At 68.5% G+C, this 25,959-nt stretch carries 24 protein-coding genes; 13 read left to right on the top strand and 11 right to left on the bottom strand.

What is annotated here, in order from left to right; translation table 11 throughout:
• Positions 1-76: 76 nt before the first annotated feature.
• The gene (locus GC106_RS09480; protein WP_173127024.1) at positions 77-427 is read right to left on the bottom strand and encodes an NAD-binding protein; all 351 of its coding nucleotides are present in this window, start codon (positions 425-427) and stop codon (positions 77-79) included.
• Positions 424-2,241 carry a hypothetical protein gene (locus GC106_RS09475; RefSeq protein WP_173127021.1) on the bottom strand — a complete coding sequence of 606 codons (1,818 nt, stop codon included), beginning with the start codon at positions 2,239-2,241 and terminating at the stop codon, positions 424-426. The genes GC106_RS09480 and GC106_RS09475 overlap by 4 nt, the downstream gene beginning before the upstream one ends.
• Positions 2,242-3,439: 1,198 nt before the next feature.
• On the opposite strand from GC106_RS09475, the gene GC106_RS09470 reads away from it, so the two are divergent.
• Entirely contained in the window at positions 3,440-4,114 is a 675-nt protein-coding gene (locus GC106_RS09470) for a M23 family metallopeptidase (protein WP_312872565.1), read from the top strand.
• Positions 4,115-4,118: 4 nt separating this feature from the next.
• Here GC106_RS09470 and GC106_RS09465 read toward each other — a convergent pair whose 3' ends face one another.
• The 3 genes from GC106_RS09465 to pcrA all read right to left on the bottom strand — a co-directional run bounded on the left by GC106_RS09465 (position 4,119) and on the right by pcrA (position 7,662).
• Positions 4,119-4,373, bottom strand: a complete 255-nt coding sequence (locus GC106_RS09465; RefSeq protein ID WP_173127014.1) for a hypothetical protein — start codon at positions 4,371-4,373, stop codon at positions 4,119-4,121.
• A gap of 92 nt (positions 4,374-4,465) precedes the next feature.
• The gene (locus GC106_RS09460) at positions 4,466-5,179 is read right to left on the bottom strand and encodes an aspartyl/asparaginyl beta-hydroxylase domain-containing protein (RefSeq protein WP_173127011.1); all 714 of its coding nucleotides are present in this window, start codon (positions 5,177-5,179) and stop codon (positions 4,466-4,468) included.
• A gap of 149 nt (positions 5,180-5,328) precedes the next feature.
• Positions 5,329-7,662: a DNA helicase PcrA gene (pcrA, locus tag GC106_RS09455; RefSeq protein ID WP_173127008.1), complete on the bottom strand. Its 2,334-nt coding sequence runs from the start codon at positions 7,660-7,662 to the stop codon at positions 5,329-5,331.
• 285 nt (positions 7,663-7,947) lie between these two features.
• On the opposite strand from pcrA, the gene GC106_RS09450 reads away from it, so the two are divergent.
• From GC106_RS09450 to GC106_RS09420, 7 genes are all read left to right on the top strand, one after another.
• Positions 7,948-8,616, top strand: coding sequence for a DedA family protein (locus tag GC106_RS09450; protein ID WP_173127005.1), 669 nt, complete (start codon positions 7,948-7,950; stop codon positions 8,614-8,616).
• A gap of 155 nt (positions 8,617-8,771) precedes the next feature.
• The gene (locus GC106_RS09445; RefSeq protein ID WP_173127002.1) at positions 8,772-9,044 is read left to right on the top strand and encodes a chorismate mutase; all 273 of its coding nucleotides are present in this window, start codon (positions 8,772-8,774) and stop codon (positions 9,042-9,044) included.
• Positions 9,045-9,103: 59 nt separating this feature from the next.
• Complete coding sequence (locus GC106_RS09440) at positions 9,104-9,409, top strand: hypothetical protein (protein WP_173127000.1); 306 nt, start codon at positions 9,104-9,106, stop codon at positions 9,407-9,409.
• 1,009 nt (positions 9,410-10,418) lie between these two features.
• Complete coding sequence (locus GC106_RS09435; protein ID WP_173126997.1) at positions 10,419-11,309, top strand: hypothetical protein; 891 nt, start codon at positions 10,419-10,421, stop codon at positions 11,307-11,309.
• Between the two features lie 159 nt (positions 11,310-11,468).
• The gene (locus tag GC106_RS09430; RefSeq protein ID WP_173126994.1) at positions 11,469-12,341 is read left to right on the top strand and encodes a hypothetical protein; all 873 of its coding nucleotides are present in this window, start codon (positions 11,469-11,471) and stop codon (positions 12,339-12,341) included.
• A gap of 279 nt (positions 12,342-12,620) precedes the next feature.
• Positions 12,621-13,952, top strand: a complete 1,332-nt coding sequence (locus tag GC106_RS09425; RefSeq protein WP_173126992.1) for a serine/threonine-protein kinase — start codon at positions 12,621-12,623, stop codon at positions 13,950-13,952.
• Positions 13,953-14,035: 83 nt separating this feature from the next.
• Entirely contained in the window at positions 14,036-15,703 is a 1,668-nt protein-coding gene (locus GC106_RS09420) for a serine/threonine-protein kinase (RefSeq protein WP_246365303.1), read from the top strand.
• On the opposite strand, the gene GC106_RS09415 is transcribed toward GC106_RS09420, so the two are convergent.
• Complete coding sequence (locus GC106_RS09415; RefSeq protein ID WP_312872564.1) at positions 15,704-15,994, bottom strand: helix-turn-helix domain-containing protein; 291 nt, start codon at positions 15,992-15,994, stop codon at positions 15,704-15,706. It lies immediately after the preceding gene.
• A 93-nt stretch (positions 15,995-16,087) separates the two neighbouring features.
• Here GC106_RS09415 and GC106_RS09410 point away from each other — a divergent pair, with 93 nt between their 5' ends.
• A complete protein-coding gene (locus GC106_RS09410; protein ID WP_173126984.1) occupies positions 16,088-16,318 on the top strand; it encodes a hypothetical protein in 231 nt (76 codons plus the stop codon).
• A gap of 289 nt (positions 16,319-16,607) precedes the next feature.
• On the opposite strand, the gene GC106_RS09405 is transcribed toward GC106_RS09410, so the two are convergent.
• Together GC106_RS09405 and GC106_RS09400 are read right to left on the bottom strand one after the other, a co-directional pair.
• Positions 16,608-17,906, bottom strand: a complete 1,299-nt coding sequence (locus tag GC106_RS09405; RefSeq protein ID WP_281368420.1) for a helix-turn-helix domain-containing protein — start codon at positions 17,904-17,906, stop codon at positions 16,608-16,610.
• Positions 17,907-17,988: 82 nt separating this feature from the next.
• Positions 17,989-18,894 (bottom strand): LysR family transcriptional regulator, encoded by a 906-nt coding sequence (locus GC106_RS09400; protein WP_173126978.1) that lies wholly within the window; start codon positions 18,892-18,894, stop codon positions 17,989-17,991.
• Positions 18,895-19,027: 133 nt separating this feature from the next.
• Between GC106_RS09400 and GC106_RS09395 the strand changes: the two genes are divergently transcribed.
• On the top strand, positions 19,028-19,954 hold the full coding sequence (locus GC106_RS09395; protein WP_173126975.1) for a DMT family transporter: 927 nt from the start codon (positions 19,028-19,030) through the stop codon (positions 19,952-19,954).
• On the opposite strand, the gene GC106_RS09390 is transcribed toward GC106_RS09395, so the two are convergent.
• The gene (locus GC106_RS09390; RefSeq protein WP_173126972.1) at positions 19,919-20,146 is read right to left on the bottom strand and encodes a hypothetical protein; all 228 of its coding nucleotides are present in this window, start codon (positions 20,144-20,146) and stop codon (positions 19,919-19,921) included. The genes GC106_RS09395 and GC106_RS09390 overlap by 36 nt on opposite strands.
• The gene (locus GC106_RS09385; protein ID WP_312872563.1) at positions 20,139-21,407 is read right to left on the bottom strand and encodes a PspC domain-containing protein; all 1,269 of its coding nucleotides are present in this window, start codon (positions 21,405-21,407) and stop codon (positions 20,139-20,141) included. Before GC106_RS09385 ends, GC106_RS09390 begins: the two co-directional genes overlap by 8 nt.
• Before the next feature lie 171 nt (positions 21,408-21,578).
• Here GC106_RS09385 and GC106_RS09380 point away from each other — a divergent pair, with 171 nt between their 5' ends.
• The 3 genes from GC106_RS09380 (at position 21,579) to GC106_RS09370 (ending at position 24,316) form a co-directional block, all read left to right on the top strand.
• Positions 21,579-22,781 carry an ATP-binding protein gene (locus GC106_RS09380; protein ID WP_312872588.1) on the top strand — a complete coding sequence of 401 codons (1,203 nt, stop codon included), beginning with the start codon at positions 21,579-21,581 and terminating at the stop codon, positions 22,779-22,781.
• Positions 22,778-23,452: a response regulator gene (locus GC106_RS09375; RefSeq protein WP_173126966.1), complete on the top strand. Its 675-nt coding sequence runs from the start codon at positions 22,778-22,780 to the stop codon at positions 23,450-23,452. The genes GC106_RS09380 and GC106_RS09375 overlap by 4 nt, the downstream gene beginning before the upstream one ends.
• A 108-nt stretch (positions 23,453-23,560) precedes the next feature.
• Complete coding sequence (locus GC106_RS09370) at positions 23,561-24,316, top strand: S1 family peptidase (RefSeq protein ID WP_173126963.1); 756 nt, start codon at positions 23,561-23,563, stop codon at positions 24,314-24,316.
• 62 nt (positions 24,317-24,378) lie between these two features.
• On the opposite strand, the gene guaA is transcribed toward GC106_RS09370, so the two are convergent.
• The gene (guaA, locus tag GC106_RS09365) at positions 24,379-25,932 is read right to left on the bottom strand and encodes a glutamine-hydrolyzing GMP synthase (RefSeq protein ID WP_173126961.1); all 1,554 of its coding nucleotides are present in this window, start codon (positions 25,930-25,932) and stop codon (positions 24,379-24,381) included.
• Between the last annotated feature and the right edge of the window lie 27 nt (positions 25,933-25,959).

Raw genomic sequence — 25,959 nt, 5'->3', positions numbered from 1 at the left:
CCATATGCACTGCGTTGGACGGAACGACCCTAGCGACCTGCGCCTGGAGCCGGGCCGTCGGTCCTGGTGAGGTCGGTCACCGCTCGTGATCACGGGTCAGCGAACTTGCCCAGCTCACGACGTGGTCAGCGTTGCCTGGCCGGAAAATCGCCTTGACTCCGGCCATCCGCATGGCGTGTTCGTCGTCCTCGGCAGTGGCGAACACCACGGTCCGCGCGGCCAGTTCTGTACCGATCAGGCGATGTTCGTCGCTCCGGACGACGAGTCCGACCGCGCGCACGTCCTCCTGTTCGGCGGCGCGTGCGATCTCCTCGGCAGTGCCCGCCTTGGCGTAGACGACTTCGACGCCGCGGTCACGCAGAGCGCGCGCCAACGTCAGGGTCTCGATGTCGTCCGGTTCGAGTTCGACGAGCAGCAGCCTGATCATCGACGCTTCGCGGGCTCGGGCCGTACCGCCAAGGCCACGAAGGCACTGATCACCAAGGCCGCGATGGTCGCCAGCGACAGCCATGTGCCCGCCGCGGCCGCGGCGCCTTCGGCGCGTTCGCCGGTCATCGGGACTTCCAGCGCATGCACCGCGACGAGGCCCGCCGTGCCGAACAACAACGCGGCCGCCCGCGCGGGACGACTGCGTGCCGCGACAACCGAGGCGATGAGCACCGCGACGACCGCGACGATCAGGCCCCACGACGCGACACGGAAGTTCGACCAGATGCCTGGCGCGACGTACTGCTCGGCCCGCATGGCCGGCAGTCCGAACGCGCCGATGGCGAACAGCATCGCGGCCGCGATCGGCGCCATCAGGATGATGTTCGGCGACCGCTCGGTCAGGTCGACGTCGTCCCGTTCGATCGCGCCCGCCGCACCGGCACAGATGGCGGCGATGACGGAGAGCACGACGGCGGTCAACGTCCACCACGTCGCCGCGCCCGAGCGGATCGCGCTGCTCGTGGACGTGGCCGTGACGACCGCGTCCAACGCCAGGAATCCGGCGAGCGGGACCGCGACCCACGCGACGCTCAACATCGGACGGAAGATCCGTGCGACGGGTTTGATCAGCAGCAGCACACCCAGCACCAGCACCAGGATTCCGGCGGGCAGCAGCAGCCCGTTCGCGAACGACCCGGGCCGCACGCCGGACAGGATGATCAGTTCGTCGGTCTGGTTGATCGGCACGTCCGTCGGGATCACCACGACGAACAAGTCGGTGGCCTGGCCCAGGATCGCGGCGACACCGGTGAGGATCGCCAGCACGCCCGCGGCCACGTGCATCCGGCCGCCGCTCTCGGTGATCGGCTTGCTTTCCTTGCGCTTCAAGGCAAGACCGCTCGGCCACACCGCCGTGGCGACAAGTCCGGCGGCCCCGGCCGTGGCCATGAACGACCGCCAGTCCGTGTGCAGCCAGTCCACTGTGATCCCGGCGATCTGCGCGGGCAGCAGGACGGCCAGAACGGTGAGGGCGACGCCGGCCAGGACACCACGGCCCATCTTCGGCGTGCGGGCCGTTCCGGCGAAGACGCAGCCGAGCAAGGTGGCGAGCGCGATCAGCAACCCGCCGATCATGACGAGCCCCGGCCCGTTCGCCAGGTCGAGCTCAAGCAGATACGCGTTGTCCGAAGTGAACGGTGGCATCAGCAGGCCGACCGTGGCGAGCCCGCCGAACGCCAGGCCCCAGCCGAGCAGCCTCTTGCGCGACTCCGGCTCGGAGTCCTCAAACTCCGCGGCCACGGCGGTGCCCGGCCGCGCACCGGCACGCACGATCACCATGGCACCGGCGACCAGCGTCAGAACGTGCCCGGCGAGCAGCAACCACGTGCCCGTCCCGGCTGCCAAGGGGACAAGGTCGGTCGGCACGACGAGCTCGGGCCTCGACGCCACCAGGGCGTCCGCCGCGAGCTGAAGATCACCCAACGCACGCCCGGGAGCCAGGAACGCCGCGCCGACGAGAACACCCGCCGCGCCCACCGGCTTACCGGCGAGCAACAGAGCGACAGCCGCCACGACCGGCAGCACCGCGAGTGCGATCAGAAGCGGCCCACTGCCGTACGCCGCCGGGGGCGCGCCCTGCAGCACCCCGACGCCGGGACCGATCGCCAGCAACGCCGCGCCCGCCGCGGCCACGACGACCGCCAGCTTCAACAGCGCCGGTACCTCAAGCCGCTCCGGCACCAGGTCTCCACCTTCATCAGCGGCCGGGCCGGTCCCCAGCCGGGTTTCCGACGTACGGATCCGCGAATTCATCAGCCCGAACCTAGCAAGGCGATCACACCCGACCTCTCCCACCACACGCGCCGAAGACAACACCCAGGTCACACGCAGGAACCCCGATCCGCACCCGCGGGTGATCTTGACGGCCATACGAGCGGACCCAGGGCCACGGTTCAGCGGCGGCACGACGCCTTCACAGGACCTCGTGCTGGGACGGCGGACTCCCACGCCGGACGGGGCAGCCCTGGGCAGGCGTGCGGCACGACATGGCAGGGGTTGCCGCCGCACGGTGCCGCAATGGCCGGACTCGGCATGCCGGAAAGGCCGACACGGGGCGCCCCGCCCTGCGCCGCGCGGTGCCGGAGTGGCCCACACGGCATGCCGGAACGGTCGACACGAGGTGCCGGAACGGTCGACACGAGGTGCCGGAGCGGTCAACTCGCATGCCGGAAGCCGACACGGGGTGCCGCGGTGCCGGAATGGTGGGCACGGCGTGGCCGGGCGGGGTGGGAATCTTCCGCAAGGTTCGAGGGTTGACGCAGACAACCTGAGGCGCGTGCGGGGCGTCATATAGGGCACGAGGCAAAGCAAGGGGCCGACGACCTGGGGAAACGGTCGGCGGACCGGCCGGACGGGACAACGGGCAAGCGGGGACGACCGGCGACACGGGGTGGAGTCGCCGGGAGGTTGCATCAAACGCATACGACCGCCGCGAATCGAGTAGCGGCGCGGTGCGTGCGGCGAACGGTCGGTCGCGACCGGGTAACGCGAAGGACCGCCCGGTTGGCGTAACAGAGATCACATTCGGTCGTGTTATGTGCCCTTAACTTTGGGTAATAGTTACTGATCAGTGACTTGCGCCCCCGACCTGAACGGCAGAAGCCGCGTCGGGGAAGTTGCCCTCGGCTGTCTCCCTTGGTTACTGTCCCCCGGTCCGTTGTCACGGTCCGGTCACGGCAGGACTGAGTGGTTCCCCCGAAGCCACTCACCCGGGATCCCCCGCCCGGTGTCCACGCCAGAGCTCGTCCCCGCGAGCCGAGGTGCCGCCCCGGATCTCCCCGAGGCAGAAGGGCAGGCTTTGTCTCGACACCGCTCCCCCGGCGGGCCGCAGCAGTCTGCAGTCCTGTTGGAGGCGCTTGAGCGCACCTCCAACGACGACCGCGCAGAGCGTGGTGCGCACCGGCTTCCGGCGCCGCCACCCGCGTTGCGTGGCCGTGTGGTCGTTGCAGCAGTGGCCATTGGCGCATTCGCGGCCGCCGCAGCTGGTCAGACGCTCAAAGCAGGCGCATCAACCGGCGATGACATCGCTCCGCTGGCCAACTCCGGAGACGCCTCCGCGGCGTTCGGCGTCGGCGGCGACTCGAGCATCGGCACCGCCGCTCCCGAGATTCTCACCGTCGCGCAGGTCAGCGACGCGGGTGTCGAAGCCCGCAAGCTGACCCAGAGCGCGCAGCTGATCGCCAACCGCACGGCCAAGCTCCAGAAGGAAGCCGAAGAGGCTGCCGAGAAGGCCCGCGTCAAGTACGCGAAGCCCGCCGACGGCACCTTCACCTCCGGTTACGGTGCGCGGTGGGGCACGACCCACTTCGGCATCGACATCGCGGGCAAGTTCGGCTCCCCGATCCGCGCCTTCACCGACGGCGTCGTGATCGAGGCGGGCTCGGCCAGCGGCTTCGGCCTGTGGGTGCGCATCCAGCACCCGGACGGCACGATCAGCGTCTACGGCCACATGGACTCGATCACGGTCCGGGAAGGCGCCAAGGTCAAGGCAGGCGACCAGATCGCGCGGATGGGCAACCGTGGCCAGTCCACCGGTACCCACCTGCACTTCGAGATCTGGGACTCCAGCGGGCGCAAGCTGAACCCGGTGCCGATCATGGCCGCCAAGGGCGTGCGGGTGGTCTGACGGGTCAAGCCCGGGCGAACCAGGCACCGGCGACCCGCCAGACCGAACACATGGCAGGTGAGCCGCGCGGCGCGGGACAGCCACCGCATCGTCGTTTGCGGCCTGTGGGCGTGTGCTGGCCGAGCAGTGACCGCCAGGCTCCGGCGAGCCTGCGCAGTTCTCGGCCGGCTTCCCAGGGCTGCGCGGTCGCCAGCCGGTCAACGCCGTCCAGATAGCCCGCCACCCGCTCAGCCAGCGCGCGGAACAAGACCTCATCCATGGGGACACCCTCTGCTTGACGCGGTTCTCTGTCATGCCGCGAGTCAAGCAGAGGGGTCTGACAGTTTTCGAACTTGTGGTCGAATCCGCTGGTCAGGACGTTGCCGTGGCCGGTTGCCGACGGGGCTCGGCCGCTCGCTGGAGCACCTTGCGGCCGTAGACGTACCTGGCGGCCAGCGCCACGCCCTTGTTCACGATCGTCTGCGGCAGCGGCATCGGCCGCAGCACGTCGACGATCAGGACGATCCGCTCACCCGTGCTCTCGTTGACCACTTCGTGGTTCCAGCTGTCGTCGAAAAGCATGCTCTGCTTTTCCTGCCAGGTGTACCACTCGTCTTTGACCCGAATGCTCGGCGGCGCGTCGTCCGGCACCTTCAACCCGAGGTGGTAGCGCAGATACCCGCAGTACGGACCCTCGTGTTCGGGAATCGACTTGCCGGGTTCGAGAATGGAGAAGAACGCCTGGAAGACATTCGGGATCGACGCCAGCAGCGCGGTCGTCCTCGGGCATTTCGAGGCGTTCGGCTCGGCCCGTTCCCCCATGGCCCACAGGTAGAAGATCTTCCATTCGTTCGGGGTCACGTTGGAGATGGTGGCCTGGTCGGGGTCCAGGTCGTGATACGCGGGCAGCGTCGAGCGGTCGGCGAGGACCCCGTCGAGCTCGCTCCGGATGTCCGCGTACGAATTGTCGAGACTCCGTAGTGCCGGATACGTCTCGTCGATATCAAAAAGCACCGGCCGTTGTTCTCCCCCTGCCGTCTGCTTGAACCACTTGCTGACGGCTTCCTGTACAGGCTTGGTGTTCACGTGTCTCCCCACAGCGAGAAATCCAGTAATTCAGATACTGGTCCCACCAGGCGATGACACGCATCGGGAAAACCCCGTAGCCGTCCCTGAACACAACCCCTAAGAGTGGGGCACACCGGCACGTGGACGGTGGAGTGAACCCTACTTTCCTAGAGCTTCACGAGCGGAACACTGCCGATCAGCATCAGCCGGATCGTGCCCGAACTGCCGAAGTCGATCGTCGCGGTGGCACGCGGACCCGCGCCGTCGGTCGCGACGACCGTGCCGAGGCCGTACTTGTCGTGGTTGACGCGGTCGCCGGCCTCGAGCTTCAGCGCGGGCGTGTCCTGCCAGCCCTTGAACGACGTGGACTTCATGCCCTGCCTGGCGATCCTGGCCTGCGCCGAGTCCGAACCCGACCGGCTCCACGTGGTCACCGCGGACGGCCCGGACGAGCGCCGCGACGGCTCCAGCCTGCGCCACTCGATCAGCTCGGCCGGGATCTCGTCGAGGAACCGGGACGCCGGGTTGGTCGACGGCTGCCCCCACGCGGACCGCACCACCGCACGGGAGAGGTAGAGCCGCTCACGAGCACGCGTGATCCCGACATACGCCAGGCGCCGCTCCTCGGCCAGTTCGACCTCGTCGGACAACGCCCGCATGTGCGGGAAGATCCCGTCCTCCCAGCCGGTGCTGAACACGACCGGATACTCCAGGCCCTTGGCGGTGTGCAGCGTCATCAGCGTGACCACACCGTCCGACTCCGCGTCCGGCACCTGGTCAGCGTCCGCCACCAGCGACACGCGCTCGAGGAACGCCTCAAGCGTGCCCAGCGGCGTGGCGGTCTCCTCGTCGTCGATCGCGGGCGGGACCTCGGCGAACTCCCGGGCCACGGTGATCAGTTCACGGAGGTTGTCCAGCCGGGTCGCGTCCTGCGGGTCGTCGCTCTCCTCCAGCTCGGCCTGGTAGCCGGTCCGGTCGATGATCGCTTCGAGCAGCTCGGCCACGCCGTCGTCGACCTGCTCACGCAGCGAGTCCAGCAACTCGACAAAACCGGCGATGCACTTCTCCGAACGGGGGTTGAGCAGCGGGACCTGGCCCGCCGCGGCCTTGCGCAGGGCCGCGCTGAACGAGATCCGCTCCTGCTCGGCGTGCGTCGCGACCACGGCCTCGGCCCGGTCACCGATGCCGCGCTTGGGCACGTTGAGGATCCGCCGCAGCGACACGGTGTCCTCGGGATTGGCGAGCACCCGCAGGTACGCCAACGCGTCACGGACTTCCTTGCGCTCGTAGAACCGGACGCCGCCGACCACCTTGTACGGCAGCCCGAGCCGGATGAAGATCTCTTCGAACACCCGGGACTGGTTGTTGGTCCGGTAGAACACCGCGATGTCGCCGTTGCGGGCGTCGCCGTGGTCGACCAGCTTGTCGATCTCGCCCGCGACGAACGCGGCCTCGTCGTGCTCGTTGTCGCCGACGTAGCCGACGATCTTCTCGCCCTCACCGGAGTCGGTCCACAGCCGCTTGTCGATCCGGCCGGTGTTGCGCGAGATGACGGCGTTCGCCGCGGACAGGATGGTCTGCGTCGAGCGGTAGTTCTGCTCCAGCTTGATCGTGGTCGCGTCCGGGTAGTCCCGTTCGAACTCCTCGATGTTGCGGATCGTCGCGCCACGGAACGCGTAGATCGACTGGTCCGCGTCGCCCACGACGCACAGCTCGCCGGGCGGGATGTCGCCCGCGCCGACCCCGACCAGTTCACGGACCAGCATGTACTGCGCGTGGTTGGTGTCCTGGTATTCGTCCACCAGCACGTGCCGGAACCGGCGCCGGTAGTACTCGGCGACGTCGGGGAACGTCTGCAACAGCTCGACCGACTTCATGATCAGGTCGTCGAAGTCGAACGCGTTGGCCTGCTGCAACCGCTGCTGGTAGACCGCGTAGACCTCGGCCGTGCGGCGCTCGAAGTCGTTGGTGGCGCGCGAGGCCGCGGTCTCGTAGTCGATCAGCTCGTTCTTCAGGTTCGAGATCTGCACGGCCAGCGACCGCGCGGAGTACCGCTTCGGGTCCAGGTCCAGATCCCTGGCCACCAGCGTGATCAGCCTGCGCGTGTCGTCGGAGTCGTAGACCGAGAAGTTCGACGACATGCCGATGGTCTTCGCCTCGCGCCGCATGATCCGCACGCACATCGAGTGGAACGTGGAGACCCACATCGCCTTCGCGCGCCCGCCGACCAGATCGGCGACGCGCTCCTTCATCTCGGCGGCGGCCTTGTTGGTGAACGTGATCGCCATGATCTGGCCGGGATGTACGTCCCGCGCGGCCAGCAGGTAGGCGATTCTCCTTGTCAGCACACGGGTTTTGCCCGAACCCGCGCCCGCGACGACGAGCAGCGGCGTACCGCTGTGCTCGACAGCCTGACGCTGCCGGTCGTTGAGCCCCTCAAGCAGGGCGGCGACGGCCGGGTTGACAGGTGTGGTGCCGGGAAGCTCGAACAAGGCGTTCATCGCGAACAAAGGTACCCGCCCGCCCCGACAAAGTCCGGGCACCCTCGCACGTGTGTTCACTCCCGGGGTGTCCCAGGTCCGCCAAGTTCGTCGGGCATAGAACCAGCCGATAAATGGTTGGCCTGGACAGCGGGTGACGGAGTACCTCTGTGTCAGGGGGCTTCACCAGGAGTTCGGGGTTCGTTTCCGGGGTTTTCCGGGGCTCATCCCTGATCCATTCGCCTGCCGCGGGCGACAGTCTGTGAACAGGGAGTTGGTCGAGCCGGACAGACGGGGGCGGGGAACGTGTTCGAAGACCTGATGCCGGACCTCACGGCACTGTCACCGGTCGCGGTGCTGGTGACGATCTTCGTGCTGGCGTTCCTCGAGACGAGCGTCGTGGTCGGCGTCGTGCTGCCGGGGGAAGTGCTCGTGGGCGCGTGCATCGGGGTGTTGCACGTCGCGTGGTCGCCATTGGCCGGGGCTGTGGCGGCCGCGGGGTGTCTCGCGGGCCAGTTGGGTGGATACGCGCTTGGTCGCTGGTCGGGGCCCGCGATCAAGCACGGATGGGTCGGCCGCAAGGCGGGCCCGAAGCGGTGGGCACAAGCCGAACGCCTGGTTGGGGAATCAGGCGGCTGGCTGCTGGTGACAGCGCGGTTCGTCTCCGTGGCGCACACGCTGGCACCAGTGCTCGCCGGTGCACTGCGGATGCCGCTGCGGAAGTTCACGCTCTTCGCCGGCGTCTCCGCGGTGGTGTGGGCGGCGCTCTGGACCGCGGTCGGGGCCGCGTTGTCCGGCGTCGGCCAGTTCATCGACCCGGGCGTGCTGTCGTTGGCGCTGGTCGGCGGCGGTGTGGTGATCGGCGGACTGATCATGACCAAGCTGTTTCGCCGGTTCGACAAGGCCGCCGAGCTGCAGGAGAAGGATGTTCACCGGCCGTCGGTCGACGTCCGCCCGGCGGTTGTGTCAAGATGACGGAGTGCGGGCAGAGCGCTTTTACTTTTTCTACGGGAACCGGACTCCGGCTCCCGTGGTTCTCTGACGCCACCAGACACCACGAAGCCCCCGGAGTCCTCGGACCCGGGGGTTTCGCGCTCCGGGCCAGGCCTCCTAGACGGACAGGAAAGCCGATGACCCCGACGACCGAGAACGGCACCGCCGCCGACGACATCGACGCCCTGCGCAAGGAGATCGACTCGCTGGACGCCGAGATCCTGCGACTGGTCAAGCGCCGGATCGAAGTGTCCAAGACGATCGGCGCGGCGCGGATGGCGGCGGGCGGGCCGCGCATCGTCTACAACCGCGAGATAGACGTGCTCGCGCGCTACCGGGAACTGGGCCCGGAGGGCCGTCAGCTCGCGATGGCCCTGCTCAACCTCGGCCGGGGCCGCCTCGGGCGCTAGGGCGAATATCAGGGCGATCACCCATCCGCCACGGCCCCGGATGAGGGCACACTGGAGGCATGCTGGACCTGATCGCCGTGATCATCGTCATCGTGGCCCTCGTGGCCGCCCTCGCCCACGTCGGCTACCTGGCGCTGCTGAACTCGGCGGCGACCAAGCGTGCGGGCGGCGGGCCGATCGCGCAGTACGTCCGCGGCCGCTGGCCGGTCGCCGGTGTGACGACGGCCGGAGCACTGCTCGGGCTGTTGCTCACCGGTGGCAGCGGCTTCGTCGACGTCCTCGCGATCCTGATCGGCGGCGGCTCCGGTGCCGTCGCCGTGAAGTCCCTGGAGTCGACCCAGAAGAAGTACAAAACAGACTCCTGACCCGGTCCCCCTCGTCGTCCCCCGCCCCGCGGCACCGCCGCATGGGCCCGGGCACGGGCATGACCGCCCCCAGGCGACCACCCACAATCCGGTCGCGGGCCTGGCCGGGACATGCCTGGTTCCCAGATGCCCGCCCACGATCCGGTCGCGCCGGTGTCGGCGCGCGGTGAAACGACCCGCTCCCGGCAACCACAAGCCACCGCAGGCCAAGCAACCGCCCACGATCCGGTCGCGCCGGTCATTTACGCCCCGCAACACGCCCGACACCGCCCCAACCCCAGCAAAAACCAGCCACCGAGCGATGTCGACAGCGTGAGACAGGACCGAACGACCCACCCCCACAACCCCGCAGGCCAAGCAACCGCCCACGATTTNCAAAAACCAGCCACCGAGCGATGTCGACAGCGTGAGACAGAGCCGAAACGACCCACCCCCACAACCCCGCAGGCCAAGCAACCGCCCACGATTTGGTCGCGCCGGTCATTTACGCCCCGCAACACGCCCGACACCGCCCCAACCACAGCAAAAACCAGCCACCGAGCGGTGTCGGCAGCGTGAGACAGGACCGAACGACCCGCCCCAGCAACCACCGCAGGCCAAGCAACCGCCCACGATTTGGTCGCGCCGGTCATTTACGCCCCGCAACACGCCCGACACCGCCCCAACCCCAGCGAAAAACCAGGCACCGAACGGTGTCGGCAGCGTGGGGCGGGGTGGAAATGGCCGGCTCAAGGCGACCAAATCCGTCCGAGCGAAGCGAGGACAATCCAACACTGTCAAGATTTTTCACCCGGTCGTGTGGAGACGAATCTGGGGCCCTACCAGCGTTTCTGTGCGCGGAAGGTCCGGCATACCCTGGCTCGGGTGAGCACTGACGGGCCCATCGGAACGGTCCGCGCGCGACCCGCGCGGCCCGTTGGTGGAAAGCCCTTCGCCGCGCTCACGTGGTCGCCACGCCGTGGTCATGAGCCATCGGGCCATACCCGGCAGTGAGAAGGGTCACAGCTGTATGACCAGCGAGGAGCAACACCCGGAGAAGGGACGCCACCGGCACAGCCAGGGGACGTGGACACCGCAGGTCGGTCACGCGAACCCACCCGCGCACGCGCTCCCCGAGCCTGTGCTCGCGCCGCCGACTGTGGCTGAGATGACCGGTCCCGGCTTGCGGAAGTTCGACCTCGGCACCATTCCCGCCTCGGTCACGCCACCGAAGACCTGGCGCAAGGCCGCGTGGTTCGCAGTGGGCTCATCACTGGCCGTCGTGGTCAGCCTGAGCTTCGCGGCGTCCGCGCTGGTCGGCAGGCCGAAGAACACCGAGACCATCGACGCCCTGCCTGGTGTGCCCAGCGCGCCGGTGTTCCTCGACGTGTCCGCGGGCCCCGTCCCGAGCCGGTCACCGAAGCCCGCGGACCGCGTCGTGGAACGGTCCGCGGTCGCGGCCGTGCCGAACCAGTCCCATCGGGGCACGACCGGCGGACCGGCCGCGAGCCGCACGGTGCGCACCAGCGGTCCGCAGTCGACCGGTTCGCCGCCGTCGTCCCCGCCACCGCCTGCCACGCCGCTCCGGGAGACCACGCCGAAGCGAGCGCTGGCGATGAACGACCCCGAGCAGATCGGCGACCGGACCGAGGCGTTCTACGAGCAGGTCACCGCCGCCCCGGACGCGGCGTACCAGATGACCACCGGAGAGATGCGTATGCAGGGCAAGGAGGCGTTCCGGCAGCGCTACGCCGACATCAAGGCGGTCGAGGTGTACAGGATCTGCATCGACCCGAACCAGGGCACGACTCTCAGTGAAGTGAAGATCACGAAGAAGGACGGGTCCACGATCACCGAGCGCAGACGGCTGAAGTTCACGTCGGGCCGGGATCCGAAAATCCGTTCTGAAGTTACCCATTAAGTCCGGGCCCGTTCGAGCCGATACCGACAGTGCCAGCGGTGACCGCTGGCCCGGTCGAGCTACAGACACCGCCACGAGCAGCCCCGAACGGGTGACCCTGATGTGGCCTTCCGTGACTCGACGCCCCCGAGTACAGGACAGACACGCAAGGAAGTAACAGTGGAGCGTCCGACGTCTGGTCGCCGGCACATCCGAGCCGGGTCGATCACCGTTGCGGAGCTGATCAAGAACCGGCCGACCCCGGTTCATCTGGAGTCCCGCGACGAGGCCGCCACCGAGGAGATGCCCGCGGGCATCGCCACGGAACCGATGCCGCCGGTCACTTCGGCCGAGCCGCGACCGCTGGCACAGCCGTCGCCCGCTCCGAGGACCCACCGCCGCCAAGCGGCCCGCACCGGGCACCTGGCCAAGCTCGCCGGGCTCGGCGTGGCCACCGCGGTGCTCTGCGCTTCCATCGCCGCCGCGTCCATCATCAACACCCGGCGTCAGGCGGAGACCGGCGCGGTCGGCCGCCCGGTCGCCGAGATGACGAACGAGCAGGCTCTGCTGCCGCACATGTTCACCCTCACCGCCGTCAACGCACCGCGGATCACCACGGAGATGCCCGCGCCCAACACGGGCAGCGCCTCCGCGACGATGGAGAACACGGGTTCCGGCCGCCGCGCGAACGACTCGAAGAAGCTCACCGCCCCGGTGACCCCGCCCGCGCAGGTCACCAACACCGCGCCGACGGACGCCGAGCTGGTCAGGGAGTACTACAAGCTGCTCGCCAGCCAGCCACAGCAGGCCGTCGGACTGCTGGACGGACTGCTCCGGCAGACCGACCTGTCCCACTTCCTGGACTCGTGGACGCAGACACGCGACATCCGGGTGATCGACGTGCAGCCGCGTGGTGACGGAGCGTTGCTGGCCGTTGTCGAGATGGTGCTGCCCGACGGCGGCACCGCTCGGGTACAACAGCTGCTCAGGGTCACCGAGAGCCAGCCGAAACGGATCACCGGCGCCGAGATCGTCTCCGCTCAGCGCAGTTGATTCAGCCGAAGTAGTGAGGCGATCGGGCCGCTCAGTACCTCGCGTCACCAATGCGACCCCCGATCGGGCTAAGCTGAGCACGCCCGAGGATTGGGCTGGTGTGTGGCGTTGGTCTCAATCTGCGAGCCGGTCGCGACGACACGCCGGTGCTGTTCGTGTCCAGGTAACGGTCTCGCGGCCGTGCGCGAAGAGTGAGCGCATAGCCTGGAGGCGGATCTCGGGGGATGTCCGCCTGACAGAGAAGATCGCCGGCGAGCAGTTCGCGGGCAAGGAGGTGTCGTGAGCGACGAAGGCCGACTGGTAGCCGGTCGCTACCGGCTCGTGCATCGCATCGGCACTGGCGCCATGGGCGTGGTCTGGCAGGCAAAGGACGAGCGGCTCAACAGAGTCGTCGCCGTCAAGCAGGTCCTGCTGCAGACCGGCCTGTCACAGGAGGAGATCAACGAGGCGCTCGAACGCGTGCAGCGGGAAGGGCGGATCGCCGCCAAGCTGCACCACCCGAACGCGGTGACGGTCTTCGACGTGGTCGACGAGGACGACGCGCCCTGGCTGGTGATGGAGTACGTCCCCAGTCAGAGCCTGGCCGCGGCCATGAAGGAGCGCGGCGCGATGCCGCCGCTCGAGGTCGCCGCGATCGGCGCGCAGATCGCCGCGGCGCTGGCCGCCGCGCACGCCGCGGGCATCGTGCACCGGGACATCAAGCCGGGCAACATCCTGCTCGCCGACAACGGCTCGGTGAAGATCACCGACTTCGGCATCTCGCGGGCCAGTGACGACGTCACGGTCACCAAGACCGGGCTGATCGCCGGGACGCCCGCGTATCTGGCGCCTGAGGTGGCGTACGGCAAGGACCCGACACCGCCCACCGACGTCTTCTCCCTCGGCTCGACGCTGTACGCGGCGGTCGAAGGCGAGCCGCCGTTCGGCCTGAGCGAGAACACGCTCGGCCTGCTGCACGCCGTCGCCGCGGGCAAGATCAACCCGCCGCAGCTGGCGGGACCGCTGACCCCGGTGCTGATCGCACTGCTGGCCACCGAGGCCGAGGACCGTCCGACCGCCGCGCACGCCAGGGACATGCTGGCCGCGGTGGCCCGTGGCGACCACCCGGACGTGCCGGAGACGCGGACCGTGTTCGCCGGTCCGTCGACCGATCCGCGCACCAGGGCCGTCGCGGCACCGAGTGCGCGGTCGCGCACGGGTGTCCGGCCCGCGGCGGCTCCGCCGCCACCGCACAAGCAGTCCAAGCGGCCGCTCGTGCTGGCCGGTGTGATGGCCGCGCTGGTGCTGGGGCTGGGCGGCTGGCTGATCGCGGCCAGCGGCAACGAGGAGAAGGGCGGGCCGGACCCGTCCAAGGTCAACAGCTCGCAGACGACCACCAGCTCCGTGCCGACGTTCACCTACACCGAGACGTACACCGAGACGTCGAGCGAGCAGCCGACCCGCCAGCCACCGAGGTCGACACCGAAGCAGACGGAGCCACCGAAGACGCAGTCGTCGACCACCACCACGACGACCACGACGACCACCACTCCCAAACCGTCGTCGCCGCCGTCGAACTCGCCGACCAGGCCATCGAACCCGGGAACGATCAGCATCCCGAATTCCCGGTAGTACGAAGCAACCTCCGAGTGCGCCCAAACGACACATAAGTAGAGTCCTAGGTCGCAGACAACCAGCCGTACGGGAGTTAGGCGTTGCCCTCCGACGAAGACCGCCTGGTGGCGGGTCGATACCGACTGGGACAGCGCATCGGCAGCGGCGCCATGGGCGTCGTTTGGCAGGCGCACGACGAGCGGTTGCACCGCACGGTCGCGGTCAAACAGTTGCTGACGCAGCCCGGCCTGAGCGCCGCGCAGGCCGAGGAAGGCCGGCTCCGCTCGATGCGGGAGGGCCGGATCGCGGCCCGGCTGCAGCACCCGAACGCGATCACGGTCTACGACGTGGTCGAGGATGACGGCCAGCCCTGGCTGGTGATGGAGTACCTGCCGTCCCGCAGCCTCGCGGCCGAACTGGACGAGCGGATCACGCTGCCGCCGCAGGAGGCCGCCAGGATCGGCACCGAGGTGGCGGCCGGCCTGGTCGCCGCGCACGCGGCCGGGATCGTGCACCGCGACATCAAGCCCGCCAACGTGCTGCTCGGCAACGACGGCTCGGTGAAGATCACCGACTTCGGCATCTCGCGTGCGGTCGGCGACGTGACCGTGACCGCCACCGGCATGCTCGCCGGGACACCCGCGTACCTCGCTCCCGAGGTCGCCAAGGGCATGGAGCCGACGCCCGCGTCGGACGTGTTCTCGCTGGGCTCGACGCTGTACATCTGCGTCGAGGGACACTCGCCGTTCGGTCTGAGCGAGAACACGCTCGCACTGCTGCACGCGGTCGCGGCGGGCAAGATCACCCCGCCTCGTCAGGCGGGTCCGTTGACGGCGTTGCTGATGCGCCTGCTGCGTACCGAACCGGAGGAGCGGCCGTCCATGGCCGCCGCCAAGGAAGCACTGGCCGCGATCGCCGCCGGTCGTCCCGTCCCGCCCGGATTGCTCAGCGGCGGCAACTACGACGGCCCGACCGTCGCCGTCGCCCCACGGATCGCTCCGCCGCCACCGCCGCCGCCCCCACCCGTGCCGCCGCACCCGCAGACGCGGATCGACGCCAACCCGCTCGCTGAGCCACGTCGTACACCGCCCGGCGGCTTCCCGCTGGGCCCGCCGCCCGGCACGCCGCCACGTGGCAACCAACCGCCACCGCACGGCTCGCAACCCAGACGCGACCCGATGCCCGCGGAGCCAAGACCCCGCAGGGACGTCCGCAAGATCGTGCTGACGATCCTCGCGATCATCGGTGCGGCCGCTATCGGCGTCCTGGTAGCCAACATCTTCACGCCCACAAAACCGACGAACGCGCAGCAGAACCCGACGACACTGGCCCCGCCGCCGCCGACCACCGTCACCCAGACGCCCTCGGCGACGCCGAAGAAGACCACACCGCCGCCCACCACACCTTCGTCCTCGCCCACGTCCACCCCGTCGACCGATGACGACGACGACGGCGAGTCCCTGGACGACGCGGCGAACTTCGTCAGCCGTTACTACGACCTGTTGCCGGAGAACCCCGAGGCGGGGTGGGCCCTGCTCACCCCGAAGGCCCAGGGGCTGTCCAACGGCCGGGACGGCTACTTCACCTTCTACGCCCAGATGTCCGACGTCCGGATCACCGACACCAACCAGGACGACAAAGGCAACGTCCGCGGCACAGTGCGGTTCAAGTTCAAGGACGGCCGCGAAACCCGCGAGCCTTACCGGTTCACCGTGATCGTCCAGAACGGCAAACTGATGATCGACGATTTCAAAGCCGGTACGGCCTGATCACTGGCCACGTGTCGCCCCCTCAGTACCGGGTAAACCACCGACCGGCTTGACGGCTTCGCGCACCTCTTCGAGCAGTGTGATGTCACGAATGCCGTAGAGGTCCATCATCGACCGCGCCAGGTGAACATCCACCCTGGTACGGCCGTTTTCGATCCTGTACATGCTGCTTCGAGACTTGTCGAGCCTCGACGCCGCCTGGTCAAGGGTGAGTCCTGCCTGTCGTCTCATCCGGCGAAGCTTGGCTCCCAGCCGAGTGCGTGGACATGGTGGGCTTTGCTGCTCAGACACGAAAATTCCGCTGGTGACTTGTGCTTGCTGGGCTTACCCGTGAGACCTAGCGGCCGACGGTCCTGCCCACACCAGATGTGGCGTGATGTCGCTATGACCGCGGATGTAGCGCACGGCATTTTCTGGCTCAGCCAAGACGTATTGGTTCTTGCCGTCCACCGTGACCATGTACGTGCTGTCGTCAAGCACCATTCCCCAGGCAACTATCTCTGCTTCGGCGCCATCGCCGAACTCGAGGACAACAGCGAACATGGGCGGTGCCTGATCGGCGACCATCTCCGCGACGGACGTCGCGAAGTCTCCACCGTCGACACGCCGATTTGACGTGTCACCGTGGTCGGCGGCGGATATCTGAGTCTTGTGAGACACGGTCGAACTCCAGGTGATCAGTGGTTCAAATGGTGCTTGGAGCCACGTCGCTCTTGGACGTAAGGCTTGACTGCGTTGGGGAGCGGGCTCCAAAGGTGTCGCCTGCGTGGATGGTTTCCCATCCGGAATGCCACATACCGCGTCGCCTTCCCGAAAGGCAGTGACTGACGGGAAGGACGCCAAGTTTGATCAGGAACTAGTTGTCAACTACCAGTTGACAAACCCTCATGTTCACACGATGGGGTCAGTCGACGTTGAGGCCGAACCTGTTCCGCAAGCTGTCCAGCTCCCACATCGCCATCCGCGCGCGGCCGTCCAACTCCATCACCAACTCGCGGGCGATCGGATCGTGGTTCAACCGCTGGGGAGCCGTCCGGGCCGCGATGTCCAGGTGCCGAATCGCGTCCATGTCCCGGCCGCCGCCGTCCTGGGCGAGCGCGCGAGCGAAGTCGTAATGCCAGGCACCGACTCGATTCGGCGAATCGAAGACGTTCAGGTCGACGTTTTCGCGCCGTGCGCGTTCGGCAGCGCCCGCTCCTTCGCCGAGTTCGACGCCGACGGTCAGGGACCACGCGGCGCAGTTGGTCGGCCCGAAATGTTGCATCAAGCCGTTACGCTCACCGGTTCGGGCCGCGGTCCGCTGAGCCTCCGCCAAGTGGCCATGCGCCACGTCGGCCCGGCCGGTGCGTGACGCCTCCAGCGCTGACGTCAGGTGCAGCAATCCGTAGATCTCGGTGCCGAGTGTGTCGGCGGCCGACGGGTCGGCAACGGCCTCCATGTGCTCGATTCCTCTGGCCAACGACGCGGCCGCTCGCCGGTGGGCCCCCACACGCATCAAGCCGAGGGCGTAGTACCACCGGGCGAACCCAAGCATCGCCGGGTCACCGAGGCGCTTGGCGGCGCCGAGCCCGCGACGGGCGGCCTCGACTCCCAGCGTCGGATGTCCCAGATTCTTCGAGATCTCATACGCGACGAGGCAGGCTTCAACGAAGAGCGTCAGCGCCCGTCTCTGCTCAGCCTCGTCGCCTGTCGCCGCGACGATTTGCAGCTCAGTCAGCAGGTCGCCGAGGTCTCGACCGGCGATCTCGTAGCGTGTGAAATCCCGCTGCCGGTTGGCGTCGCGGACACCGCGGGCCAGGTCGTCGAGCGGCCGGGCGGGTTGGTCGGGTACGTCGTCGAAATCGCAGTCGAGCAGCGCGAGCTGGATCGGCATGATGGCCGAGTGCGCGATCGCGGACTGCTCGTCGACCGGCGAATACGGTTCTCCCGTCAGGTCAAGCACGTGGCACTCGTACGCCTCGGCGATCCTCGTCAACAGTCCTCGTTCCAGGACACGTCGTTCACCACGTTCGTACTTCGAGAGATTCTGCCGCGTCATGCCGAGCCGACCGGCCACGAGTTCAAGGCTCCATCCGCGACGTTCGCGGAGCCGGCGCATCTTTTCGCCGATCTCGCTGGGTGTCGGCTCTGGCCTGGTCAGGTGTGAAACCACGACGTGATCACCCTCTCGTGGCGTCGACCTCTCCGCGTGCCCGCGACCCATCGACCGAGGGCGTCCCGTCCGCGAAAAGGCGCGGTCCCAGAGTACCCACCCGCCTCGTGCAGTAGCCGTGCCGCAACGGCTCCTAGGTGGCGATCCGCTTGGCCACGTCGCTCAAAGCCGCGAGAAACGCTTGTACAGCGGGATTGTCCGCGCTGGTCTCGCGGATCGCGGCGTAGATCTCCCTGGTCGGCTCGGGCCGGCGGACGCGCTTGGCGACGACGCCGAAGTGCGTGGTGTCCAGGCCCAGCTTGGGAATCAGGGCCACGCCGAGGCCCGCCGCCACAAACCCTTGTGAGGTCGTGTAATCCTCCGACTCCACGGCGACGTTGGGTGTGAAACCAGCCGCGGCGCAGGCGTTCATGAACAGGTCCGCACACGGGCCCGGCACGAATTCCGTGCTCACCCAAGGCTCTTCCGCCAAGTCCGTGAGGTCCACGAAGCGTTTGCCGGCCAGCCTGTGCCCACGCGGCAGGACTGCCCGCAGCGGGTCGTGCATCAGGTGGATCAGCTGCACTCCGCGGCGCGGCGGGTTCATCCGGGGGAACACCACGATCGCCACGTCCGCGCGGCCTTCTTCGACTTCCGGCAACGGGTCTTCCGGGTCGATCAGCTTCAGGTCGATCTGCAGGCCTGGGTGGTGCTTGCGCAACTGGGCCATCGCCGGCGGGACGAGTGCCACGCCCGCGGTCGAGAAGTACCTGATCGACAGCTGCCCGGTCTTGCCTTCCTTGAGGTCACGCAAGGCGCTCTCGGCGTCGGACAGGTTCTTGCTGATGATCGCGGCGTGCTCGGTCAGCAGCCGCCCTGCCGCGGTCGCCCGGATGCCGCGGCCGACGCGTTCCAGCAGGGCCACTCCGGCTTCCTTCTCCAGGACAGCCAGTTGCTGGCTGATCGCGGAGGGCGTGTAGCCCAGGTTGCTGGCCGCGGAGGTGACCGATCCGCTGGTCACGACCGCTCTGAGCAGCTGCATCCGGCGTACGTCGAGCATGGCCCGATCTTACAGCTTTACTAAAGGGTGCATGCACTTATATTCACTTGTTCTGCGTAGTTAGCGGGGGCATCGTTGGGGCGGGTTCGACGATGGGAGATCACCGGTGGGCAGCAGGGGCACTCTGATCAGGATGGGCGTTCTGGCTCTGCTGTGGGGATCCAGCTTCTTGTGGATCAAGTTCGCGCTGCAGTCCATGTCGCCCGGCCAGATCGCGATCGGACGAATCCTGCTGGGCGCGGCCGTCCTCGTCGTGCTGTGCTACTCCGGCAGACAGCGACTGCCCCGGGACCGCAAAGTGTGGGCTCACCTGGTGTTCGCCGCGTTCTTCGGCAACGCGTTGCCGTTCTTCCTGTTCGGCTTCGGCGAGCAGACCGTGGACTCCGGCGTCGCGGGTGTGCTGAACGCCACCACGCCGCTGTGGGCCCTGCTGATCGGTGTGCTGCTCGGCCAGGAACGCAAGCTGTTCTCGTTGCGCATGCTCGGCATGGTCGTCGGTTTCGCCGGGACTCTGCTCATCTTCGCGCCGTGGCAGACGAGCGGCCTGACCAGCTGGGGCGCGCTGGCGATCCTCGGCGCCGCGGCGAGCTACGCCGTCAGCTACACGTACATCGGCCTGAAACTGTCCGGCAAGGGCACGGCGCCGATCGCGTTGTCAGCCGCTCAGTTGGTCACCGCGGCCGGGCTGAGCACGTTGTTGCTGCCGATCGACGGCCTTGAGCCGATTTCTTGGCACCCGATGGGCGTTGTCGCCATCGTGGTCCTCGGCGTCTTCGGCACCGGGCTCGCGTTCGCCCTGAACTACCGCCTGATCGCCGACGAAGGCGCGGTCGCCGCGACGGCTGTCGGTTACCTGCTGCCGGTGGTGTCGGTCCTGCTCGGTGCCGTCGTGCTGGGTGAACCGGTCACGGTGCGAGTGGTGGTCGGCATGGTCGTGGTCCTGCTGGGGGTGGGTATGACCCGCTGGCAGCCCAAAGCCGCCGCCCGGCCGGAACTCGTGGTTCCGGCCGTGGCGGCGGCACCGTCACCGGTTGCGGCGGCGGACCGAACTGCCGAGTAGCAGCAGACCGACCAGGACCGCACCGCCGGCGAGCAGCCAGCGCGGGTCGAACGACGGGAGCCAGGTCTGGCCGTCGGTCAGCACGTAGGCCGCCACCACCAGCGCCGCGATCCCGGCGAACAAGGTCAGCAGGTCCGGCCGCCTGCGCTCGGTCGCGTTCTCGTTGGCTGTGTTCTCCGTGTTGTCAGCCACGGCGCACCTCCACGTCCCCGGAGTTCACCCGGGCGTCCAAGTAGATCTTGAGGCCGCCGGCGCCGTCGGTGCCGTTGTCGACCGTGCTGACATGCGCGTCCGTCGCGTTCTGCTCGTAGCCGAGGCAGTCGACCGAACCGAGCGACGCCTCGCACGTGACCTCGACGTCCGCGTTCTCGGGCACGAGCACCGACACGGTGCCCAGGCCCACGTGGACCGATGTGTGGACCGTGCCGGTGTTCGGCAGGGCTGTCAGGTCGAGGTCGACCGTGCCGCCGCCGACGCTGTACCCAGGTTGGACCGCGGCCACGGACGTCGGCCGGAACGCGACGCTGCCCCACTCCTGCCGTTGGTCGACCCAGCCGTCGCTGCGCACGGTCGTGGTGAACACGAAGCCGGCCAGCGCCAACGGAACCGCGAGGCCGATCAGGCCACGGCCACCGCCCATCAGCGAGCCGCCGACCATGCCGAGGCCCACGATGGCGAGCACGATGCCGATGATGTGTCCTGGCGTCAGCCAGGCGGCGTACGGCGCTGCCAGCGCACACGCTCCACCGACAGCGAGTGCCGCGCCCAGGGTGATCCCGCCGATCGCGGATCGCCTACGCCGCGGAGCGGGCGGCTCCGGCTCGACCTTGGCAGGCGCCGGGTCCGGCAGGTCCCACGCGAAAGGTGCCGCACCGAGCGGATCCCACGCCGGTGGGCTGGTCCGCTGCTCGGGCTGTGGCGGCACCGGTTGCTCGGTCGTCGGCGCGTTCATGTCCATCCCCAGGGGCATCGTCGGCTGCGGGGCGGCGGGCGGCGGGGTCGACGGCGCGAGTGACGCCCGGCTGCGGTGCAGCAGGAACATGGCCCCGAGCAGCAGGGCGAGGCCGACGATCCCCTCACCGCCGTTGCCGTTGAAGGTCCAGAGTGAGACGCCGAACAGCACCGCGCACAGCACCAGCGTGATGAACCACCCGGTACTGCTGCGGCCACGGCCGATCAGCGCGGGCAGCGGCGCTTCCTCGTCGTTCTCCTCGGGGAAGAACAGCCAGCCCGCCACGTACACCATCAGACCGGCGCCGCCGACGATGGCGGAGACGACCAGCAGGACCCGCACGAGGATCGGGTCGATCTGGTAGCGGTTGGCGATGCCAGCCGCGACGCCCGCGATCTTCCGGCCACGCCGCGGCCGCCTCGGCCGGGTGACCCAGAAGTCCTTCAGCGTGTCCTCCGCCCCGGCCAACGGATGGTTCTGCTGTCGCTGCGCTCCACTCACAGTGACAAGGATGAGCCGACCAGGCCATCTGGCACATCAGGGACCGCCCCTGAGCTTGTCCCCGGGTCCTTCCCTGATGACCTGTTCACGCGTACGTGTGACCATTCTCGTGTGGGTTTGCAGCTCAGGCGGGATACCAGTGCCCTGACGACGGGCCCGGAGTTCAACCGGATGTACCGGCGGCGCTCCGGGCGGACGATCGCGGGCATCGCCGGTGGCCTCGCCGATCATCTCGGTGTCGACGTGCTCTGGGTACGGCTGGCGTTCGCCGCGCTGGCCGCGGCGGGTGGCGTCGGTGTGATCGTGTACGGCCTGTTGTGGGCGTTCGTGCCGCAGCAGGACGCGGACGCGGAGGCCACGCCGATCTCGCCGAAGGAGCGCCAGCAGGCGATCGGCCTGATCGCGTTGGGGGTCGGCGTCGCGCTGGCCGGTGGCACCCTGACCGGCACGTTCAACGGCTGGGCGGGAGCCGCGCTGGCGTTGGCGGTGATCGGCGCCGCGATCGTCTGGCGTGAGGCGGACGAACGCCGTAAGGGTGAGCGTGGCGCGTTCGTGCGCACGTTGTCCGGTATCGCGCTGGTCATCTCGGGTGTCGTGGCGTTCTTGCTGCAGGCCGTCACCAACTACGACCAGCCTGAGTTCGTCGTCGCGTCGGTGCTGGCCGTGCTGCTCGGCGTCGCGGCCGTGACGGTGCCGTGGTGGCTGCGGCTGGTCCGCGACCTGGGCGAGGAGCGCCGCAAGCGGATCAGGACCGAAGAACGCGCCGAGATCGCGGCTCACCTGCACGACTCCGTGTTGCAAACGCTTGCGCTGATCCAGAAGCAGGCCGAGACGCCGCGTGAGGTGCTGCGGCTCGCCCGTGGTCAGGAACGTCAACTGCGTACCTGGCTGTACGGGCCGTCCGGTTACAGCCGCGGCGACGGGCCTACCACCCAGCAGGTCAGCGGGCCGACCACGTTGTCGGAGGCGGTGGAGGTGGCGTGCGGCGAGGTCGAGGACACGTTCGCGATCAAGGTCCAGCAGGTCGTGGTGGGCGACTGCGAACTGGACGAGAAGCTGACCGCGCTGGTCCAGGCGACCAGGGAGGCGACCGTGAACGCCGCCAAGCACGCCGGGGTGGCCGAGGTCAGCGTGTACGCCGAGGTGGAACCGGATCGGGTGAACATCTTCGTGCGCGACCGCGGCAAGGGCTTCGACGAGACGACCGTTCCGGCCGACCGGCATGGCCTCGCCGACTCCATCAAGGGCAGGATGGACCGCAACGGGGGTTCGGTGCGGATTCGCACCGCCCTCGGCGAAGGCACCGAAGTGCACCTCGAGATGCCGAGGAGCACCGCTTCGGCGCGCAATGCCGGGAGAGAGGCCAAGGCGTGAGCGAGACGACCGACACTACCCGCAAGGTGCGGGTCTTCCTGGTGGACGACCACGCGTTGTTCCGCGCGGGCGTGCGCACCGAACTGGACTCGATCACCGACGAGATCGAGGTCGTCGGCGAGGCGGGCACCGTCGGCGAGGCGGTCGCCGGGATCGCGGCGAAACTGCCCGACGTGGTGCTGCTGGACGTGCACATGCCGGACGGCGGCGGCGCCGAGGTGCTGCGCCAGGTCCGCCCGACACACCCGGCCGTGGTGTTCCTCGCGCTGTCCGTCTCCGACCAGGCCGAAGACGTGATCACGGTGATCAGGGCCGGGGCCCGCGGGTACGTCACCAAGACGATCTCCAGCCAGGAACTGGTCCGGGCGGTCGTCCGGGTGGCCGAGGGCGACGCGGTGTTCTCGCCGCGGCTGGCCGGGTTCGTCCTGGACGCGTTCGCCGACCGGCCGGGCTCGGCACCGATCAGCGACCCCGAACTGGACCTGCTGACCCCGCGCGAGCGTGACGTGCTTCGGTTGCTGGCGCGTGGTTACGCGTACAAGGAGATCGCGTCCGAGCTGTTCATCTCGGTCAAGACGGTGGAGACACACGTGTCGAGCGTGCTGCGCAAGACCCAGCTGTCGAACCGCTACGAGTTGTCGCGCTGGGCTTCGGACCGCCGTCTGGTTTGAGGCAATTGGGATTTCTTCCCTACTTCTGACGGTTACGGTGCGGTAACGGCCTTTCCTACGGTTCTCCGTGACCCGGATCACCTTCCGGGACCACAAAAGGAGAACTCCATGAAGGCACGGTCCCTGCTCGCCGGCCTGTTCACCGCTGGAGTCGCGCTCGCCGGTCTGGTCATCCCAGCCGCGGCGGCTCAGGCGGAAGAGCCAACAGGCGTGGTCGAACCGATGATTGTCAACGGCCGCCCGGCCTCTGAAGTCTATTCGTTCATGGTTTCCCTGCAGTCCAGCTCAGGCGGCCACTCCTGTGGCGGCTCGCTGATCAAGCCGAACTGGGTGGTGACCGCGGCCCACTGCGGGACGCCGTACCAGGTGCGCGTCGGCACCACCAACCGCACCAGTGGTGGTTCCGTCGCGCGTGTGTCGCGCCGGATCGCGCACCCGTCGGCCGACCTCGCCGTGCTGCAGCTGGCGAGTTCGGTGCCGCAGGCGCCGATCGCCCTCGCGGCCGAGTCGGGCGCGGTGGGCACCGCGACCCGGATCATCGGCTGGGGCCAGACGTGCCCCGTCCGTGGTGGCTGTGGCGCGCCGATCGGCCTGCAGGAGCTGGACACCTCGATCGTGGCCGACAGCCGGTGCCTGGGTATCCGGGGCGCGACCGAGATCTGCACCAACAACCCGGGTGGCAACGCGGGTGCCTGCTACGGCGACTCGGGTGGCCCGCAGGTCAAGCGCGTCAACGGCGTGTGGCAGCTGATCGGCGCGACCAGCCGGGCCGGCAACGGCAGCTCGACCTGCGCCACCGGCCCGTCGATCTACGTCGACACCTCGGCGCTGGCCAGCTGGATCCGCACCAACTCCGGTGGTTGACCCAGGTAAACCCTCGTGAGTGTTTATCAGGGTTAGAACGCCGATAAACACTCACGAGGGGGTTATTCCCATTCGATGGTGCCCGGGGGCTTGCTCGTGACGTCCAGGACGACGCGGTTGACCTCGGGCACCTCGTTGGTGATCCGAGTCGAGATGCGTTCGAGGACGTCGTAGGGAAGACGCGTCCAGTCGGCCGTCATCGCGTCCTCTGAGGACACTGGGCGCAGCACGACCGGATGCCCGTACGTCCGGCCGTCTCCTTGCACACCAACGCTTCGCACGTCGGCCAGCAGCACGACCGGACACTGCCAGATGTCCCGGTCCAGGCCCGCGGAGGTCAGTTCCTCGCGGGCGATGGAGTCGGCCGCGCGCAGGATCTCCAGGTTGTGCGCGGTGACCTCGCCGATGATCCGGATCGCCAGGCCGGGCCCGGGGAAGGGCTGGCGGTGCACGATCGTCTCCGGCAGGCCGAGTTCCAGGCCGACCCGGCGGACCTCGTCCTTGAACAGCGTGCGCAGCGGCTCGACGAGCTGGAACTGAAGGTCGTCCGGCAGGCCGCCGACGTTGTGGTGGCTCTTGATGTTCGCCGCGCCGGCACCGCCGCCGGACTCGACGACGTCCGGGTAGAGCGTCCCCTGCACGAGGAAGTCGACGCCCTCCTCAGTCTTCAGGTCGCGGGCGGCCTGTTCGAAGACGCGGATGAACTCCCGGCCGATGATCTTGCGCTTCTCCTCGGGGTCGGTCACCCCGGCCAGCGCGGTGAGGAAGCGGTCCCGAGCGTCCACTGTGACCAGATTGACGCCGGTGGCGGCGACGAAGTCGCGCTCCACCTGCGTGCGCTCACCGGCACGGAGCAGGCCGTGGTCGACGAAGACACACGTCAGCCGGTCCCCGATGGCGCGCTGGACCAGTGCCGCGGCCACAGCGGAGTCGACGCCGCCGGACAGCCCGCAGATCGCGCGCCCGTCGCCGACCTTCGCCCGGATCGCGGCGACCTGGTCCTCCACAATGGACGCGACGGTCCAGTCCGGCCGGATGCCCGCGATCTCGTGCAGGAAGCGGCGCAACACCTCCTGGCCGTGCGGCGAGTGCCCGACCTCGGGGTGGTACTGCACGCCGGCCAGCTTGCGGTCGACGTTCTCGAAGCCGGCGACCGCGGCGCCGTCGCTGGACGCGGTGACGGCGAAGCCTTCCGGCGCCTTGGTCACGCTGTCGTTGTGGCTCATCCAGACCGGGTGCCTGCCGGGCAGGTCCTCGTGCAGGACACCGCCGGACACCGACAGCTCGGTGCGGCCGAACTCCCGGATGCCGGTCGCTTCGACCGTGCCGCCCAGGGCACCGGCCATCGCCTGGTAGCCGTAGCAGATCCCGAACACCGGCACCCCGGCCTCGAACAGGGCCGGGTCGACGTTCGGCGCGCCTTCGGCGAAGACACTCGCGGGGCCGCCGGACAGGATGATCGCGGCCGGGTCGCGGGCGATGATCTCCTTGACGGACTCGGTGTGCGGGACGACTTCGGAGTACACCTGCGCCTCGCGCACGCGGCGCGCGATCAGCTGGGCGTACTGAGCGCCGAAGTCGACAACGAGCACTGGCTTGGCGCTGGCGTCGGACACTGCATAGCTCCTCTCGGATGACGCAGG

The organism is Kibdelosporangium persicum (genome assembly GCF_013280595.1).
In the GTDB taxonomy this organism is placed as follows: domain Bacteria; phylum Actinomycetota; class Actinomycetes; order Mycobacteriales; family Pseudonocardiaceae; genus Kibdelosporangium; species Kibdelosporangium persicum.
The sequence above is the reverse complement of the archived record's forward strand: the minus strand, read 5'-3'. Positions and strand labels throughout refer to the sequence as shown.

Excerpts from the sequence above, each read along its gene's own strand:
- GC106_RS09395 (WP_173126975.1), top strand. The coding sequence starts at position 19,028 with ATGGGCGTTCTGGCTCTGCTGTGGGGATCCAGCTTCTTGTGGATCAAG.
- GC106_RS09435 (WP_173126997.1), top strand. The coding sequence starts at position 10,419 with ATGACCAGCGAGGAGCAACACCCGGAGAAGGGACGCCACCGGCACAGC.
- GC106_RS09465 (WP_173127014.1), bottom strand. The coding sequence starts at position 4,373 with ATGGATGAGGTCTTGTTCCGCGCGCTGGCTGAGCGGGTGGCGGGCTAT.
- GC106_RS09475 (WP_173127021.1), bottom strand. The coding sequence starts at position 2,241 with ATGAATTCGCGGATCCGTACGTCGGAAACCCGGCTGGGGACCGGCCCG.
- pcrA (WP_173127008.1), bottom strand. The coding sequence starts at position 7,662 with ATGAACGCCTTGTTCGAGCTTCCCGGCACCACACCTGTCAACCCGGCC.
- GC106_RS09410 (WP_173126984.1), top strand. The coding sequence starts at position 16,088 with ATGACCGCGGATGTAGCGCACGGCATTTTCTGGCTCAGCCAAGACGTA.
- GC106_RS09380 (WP_312872588.1), top strand. The coding sequence starts at position 21,579 with ATGTACCGGCGGCGCTCCGGGCGGACGATCGCGGGCATCGCCGGTGGC.
- GC106_RS09400 (WP_173126978.1), bottom strand. The coding sequence starts at position 18,894 with ATGCTCGACGTACGCCGGATGCAGCTGCTCAGAGCGGTCGTGACCAGC.
- GC106_RS09370 (WP_173126963.1), top strand. The coding sequence starts at position 23,561 with ATGAAGGCACGGTCCCTGCTCGCCGGCCTGTTCACCGCTGGAGTCGCG.
- GC106_RS09405 (WP_281368420.1), bottom strand. The coding sequence starts at position 17,906 with ATGGGTCGCGGGCACGCGGAGAGGTCGACGCCACGAGAGGGTGATCAC.
- GC106_RS09445 (WP_173127002.1), top strand. The coding sequence starts at position 8,772 with ATGACCCCGACGACCGAGAACGGCACCGCCGCCGACGACATCGACGCC.
- GC106_RS09440 (WP_173127000.1), top strand. The coding sequence starts at position 9,104 with ATGCTGGACCTGATCGCCGTGATCATCGTCATCGTGGCCCTCGTGGCC.
- GC106_RS09480 (WP_173127024.1), bottom strand. The coding sequence starts at position 427 with ATGATCAGGCTGCTGCTCGTCGAACTCGAACCGGACGACATCGAGACC.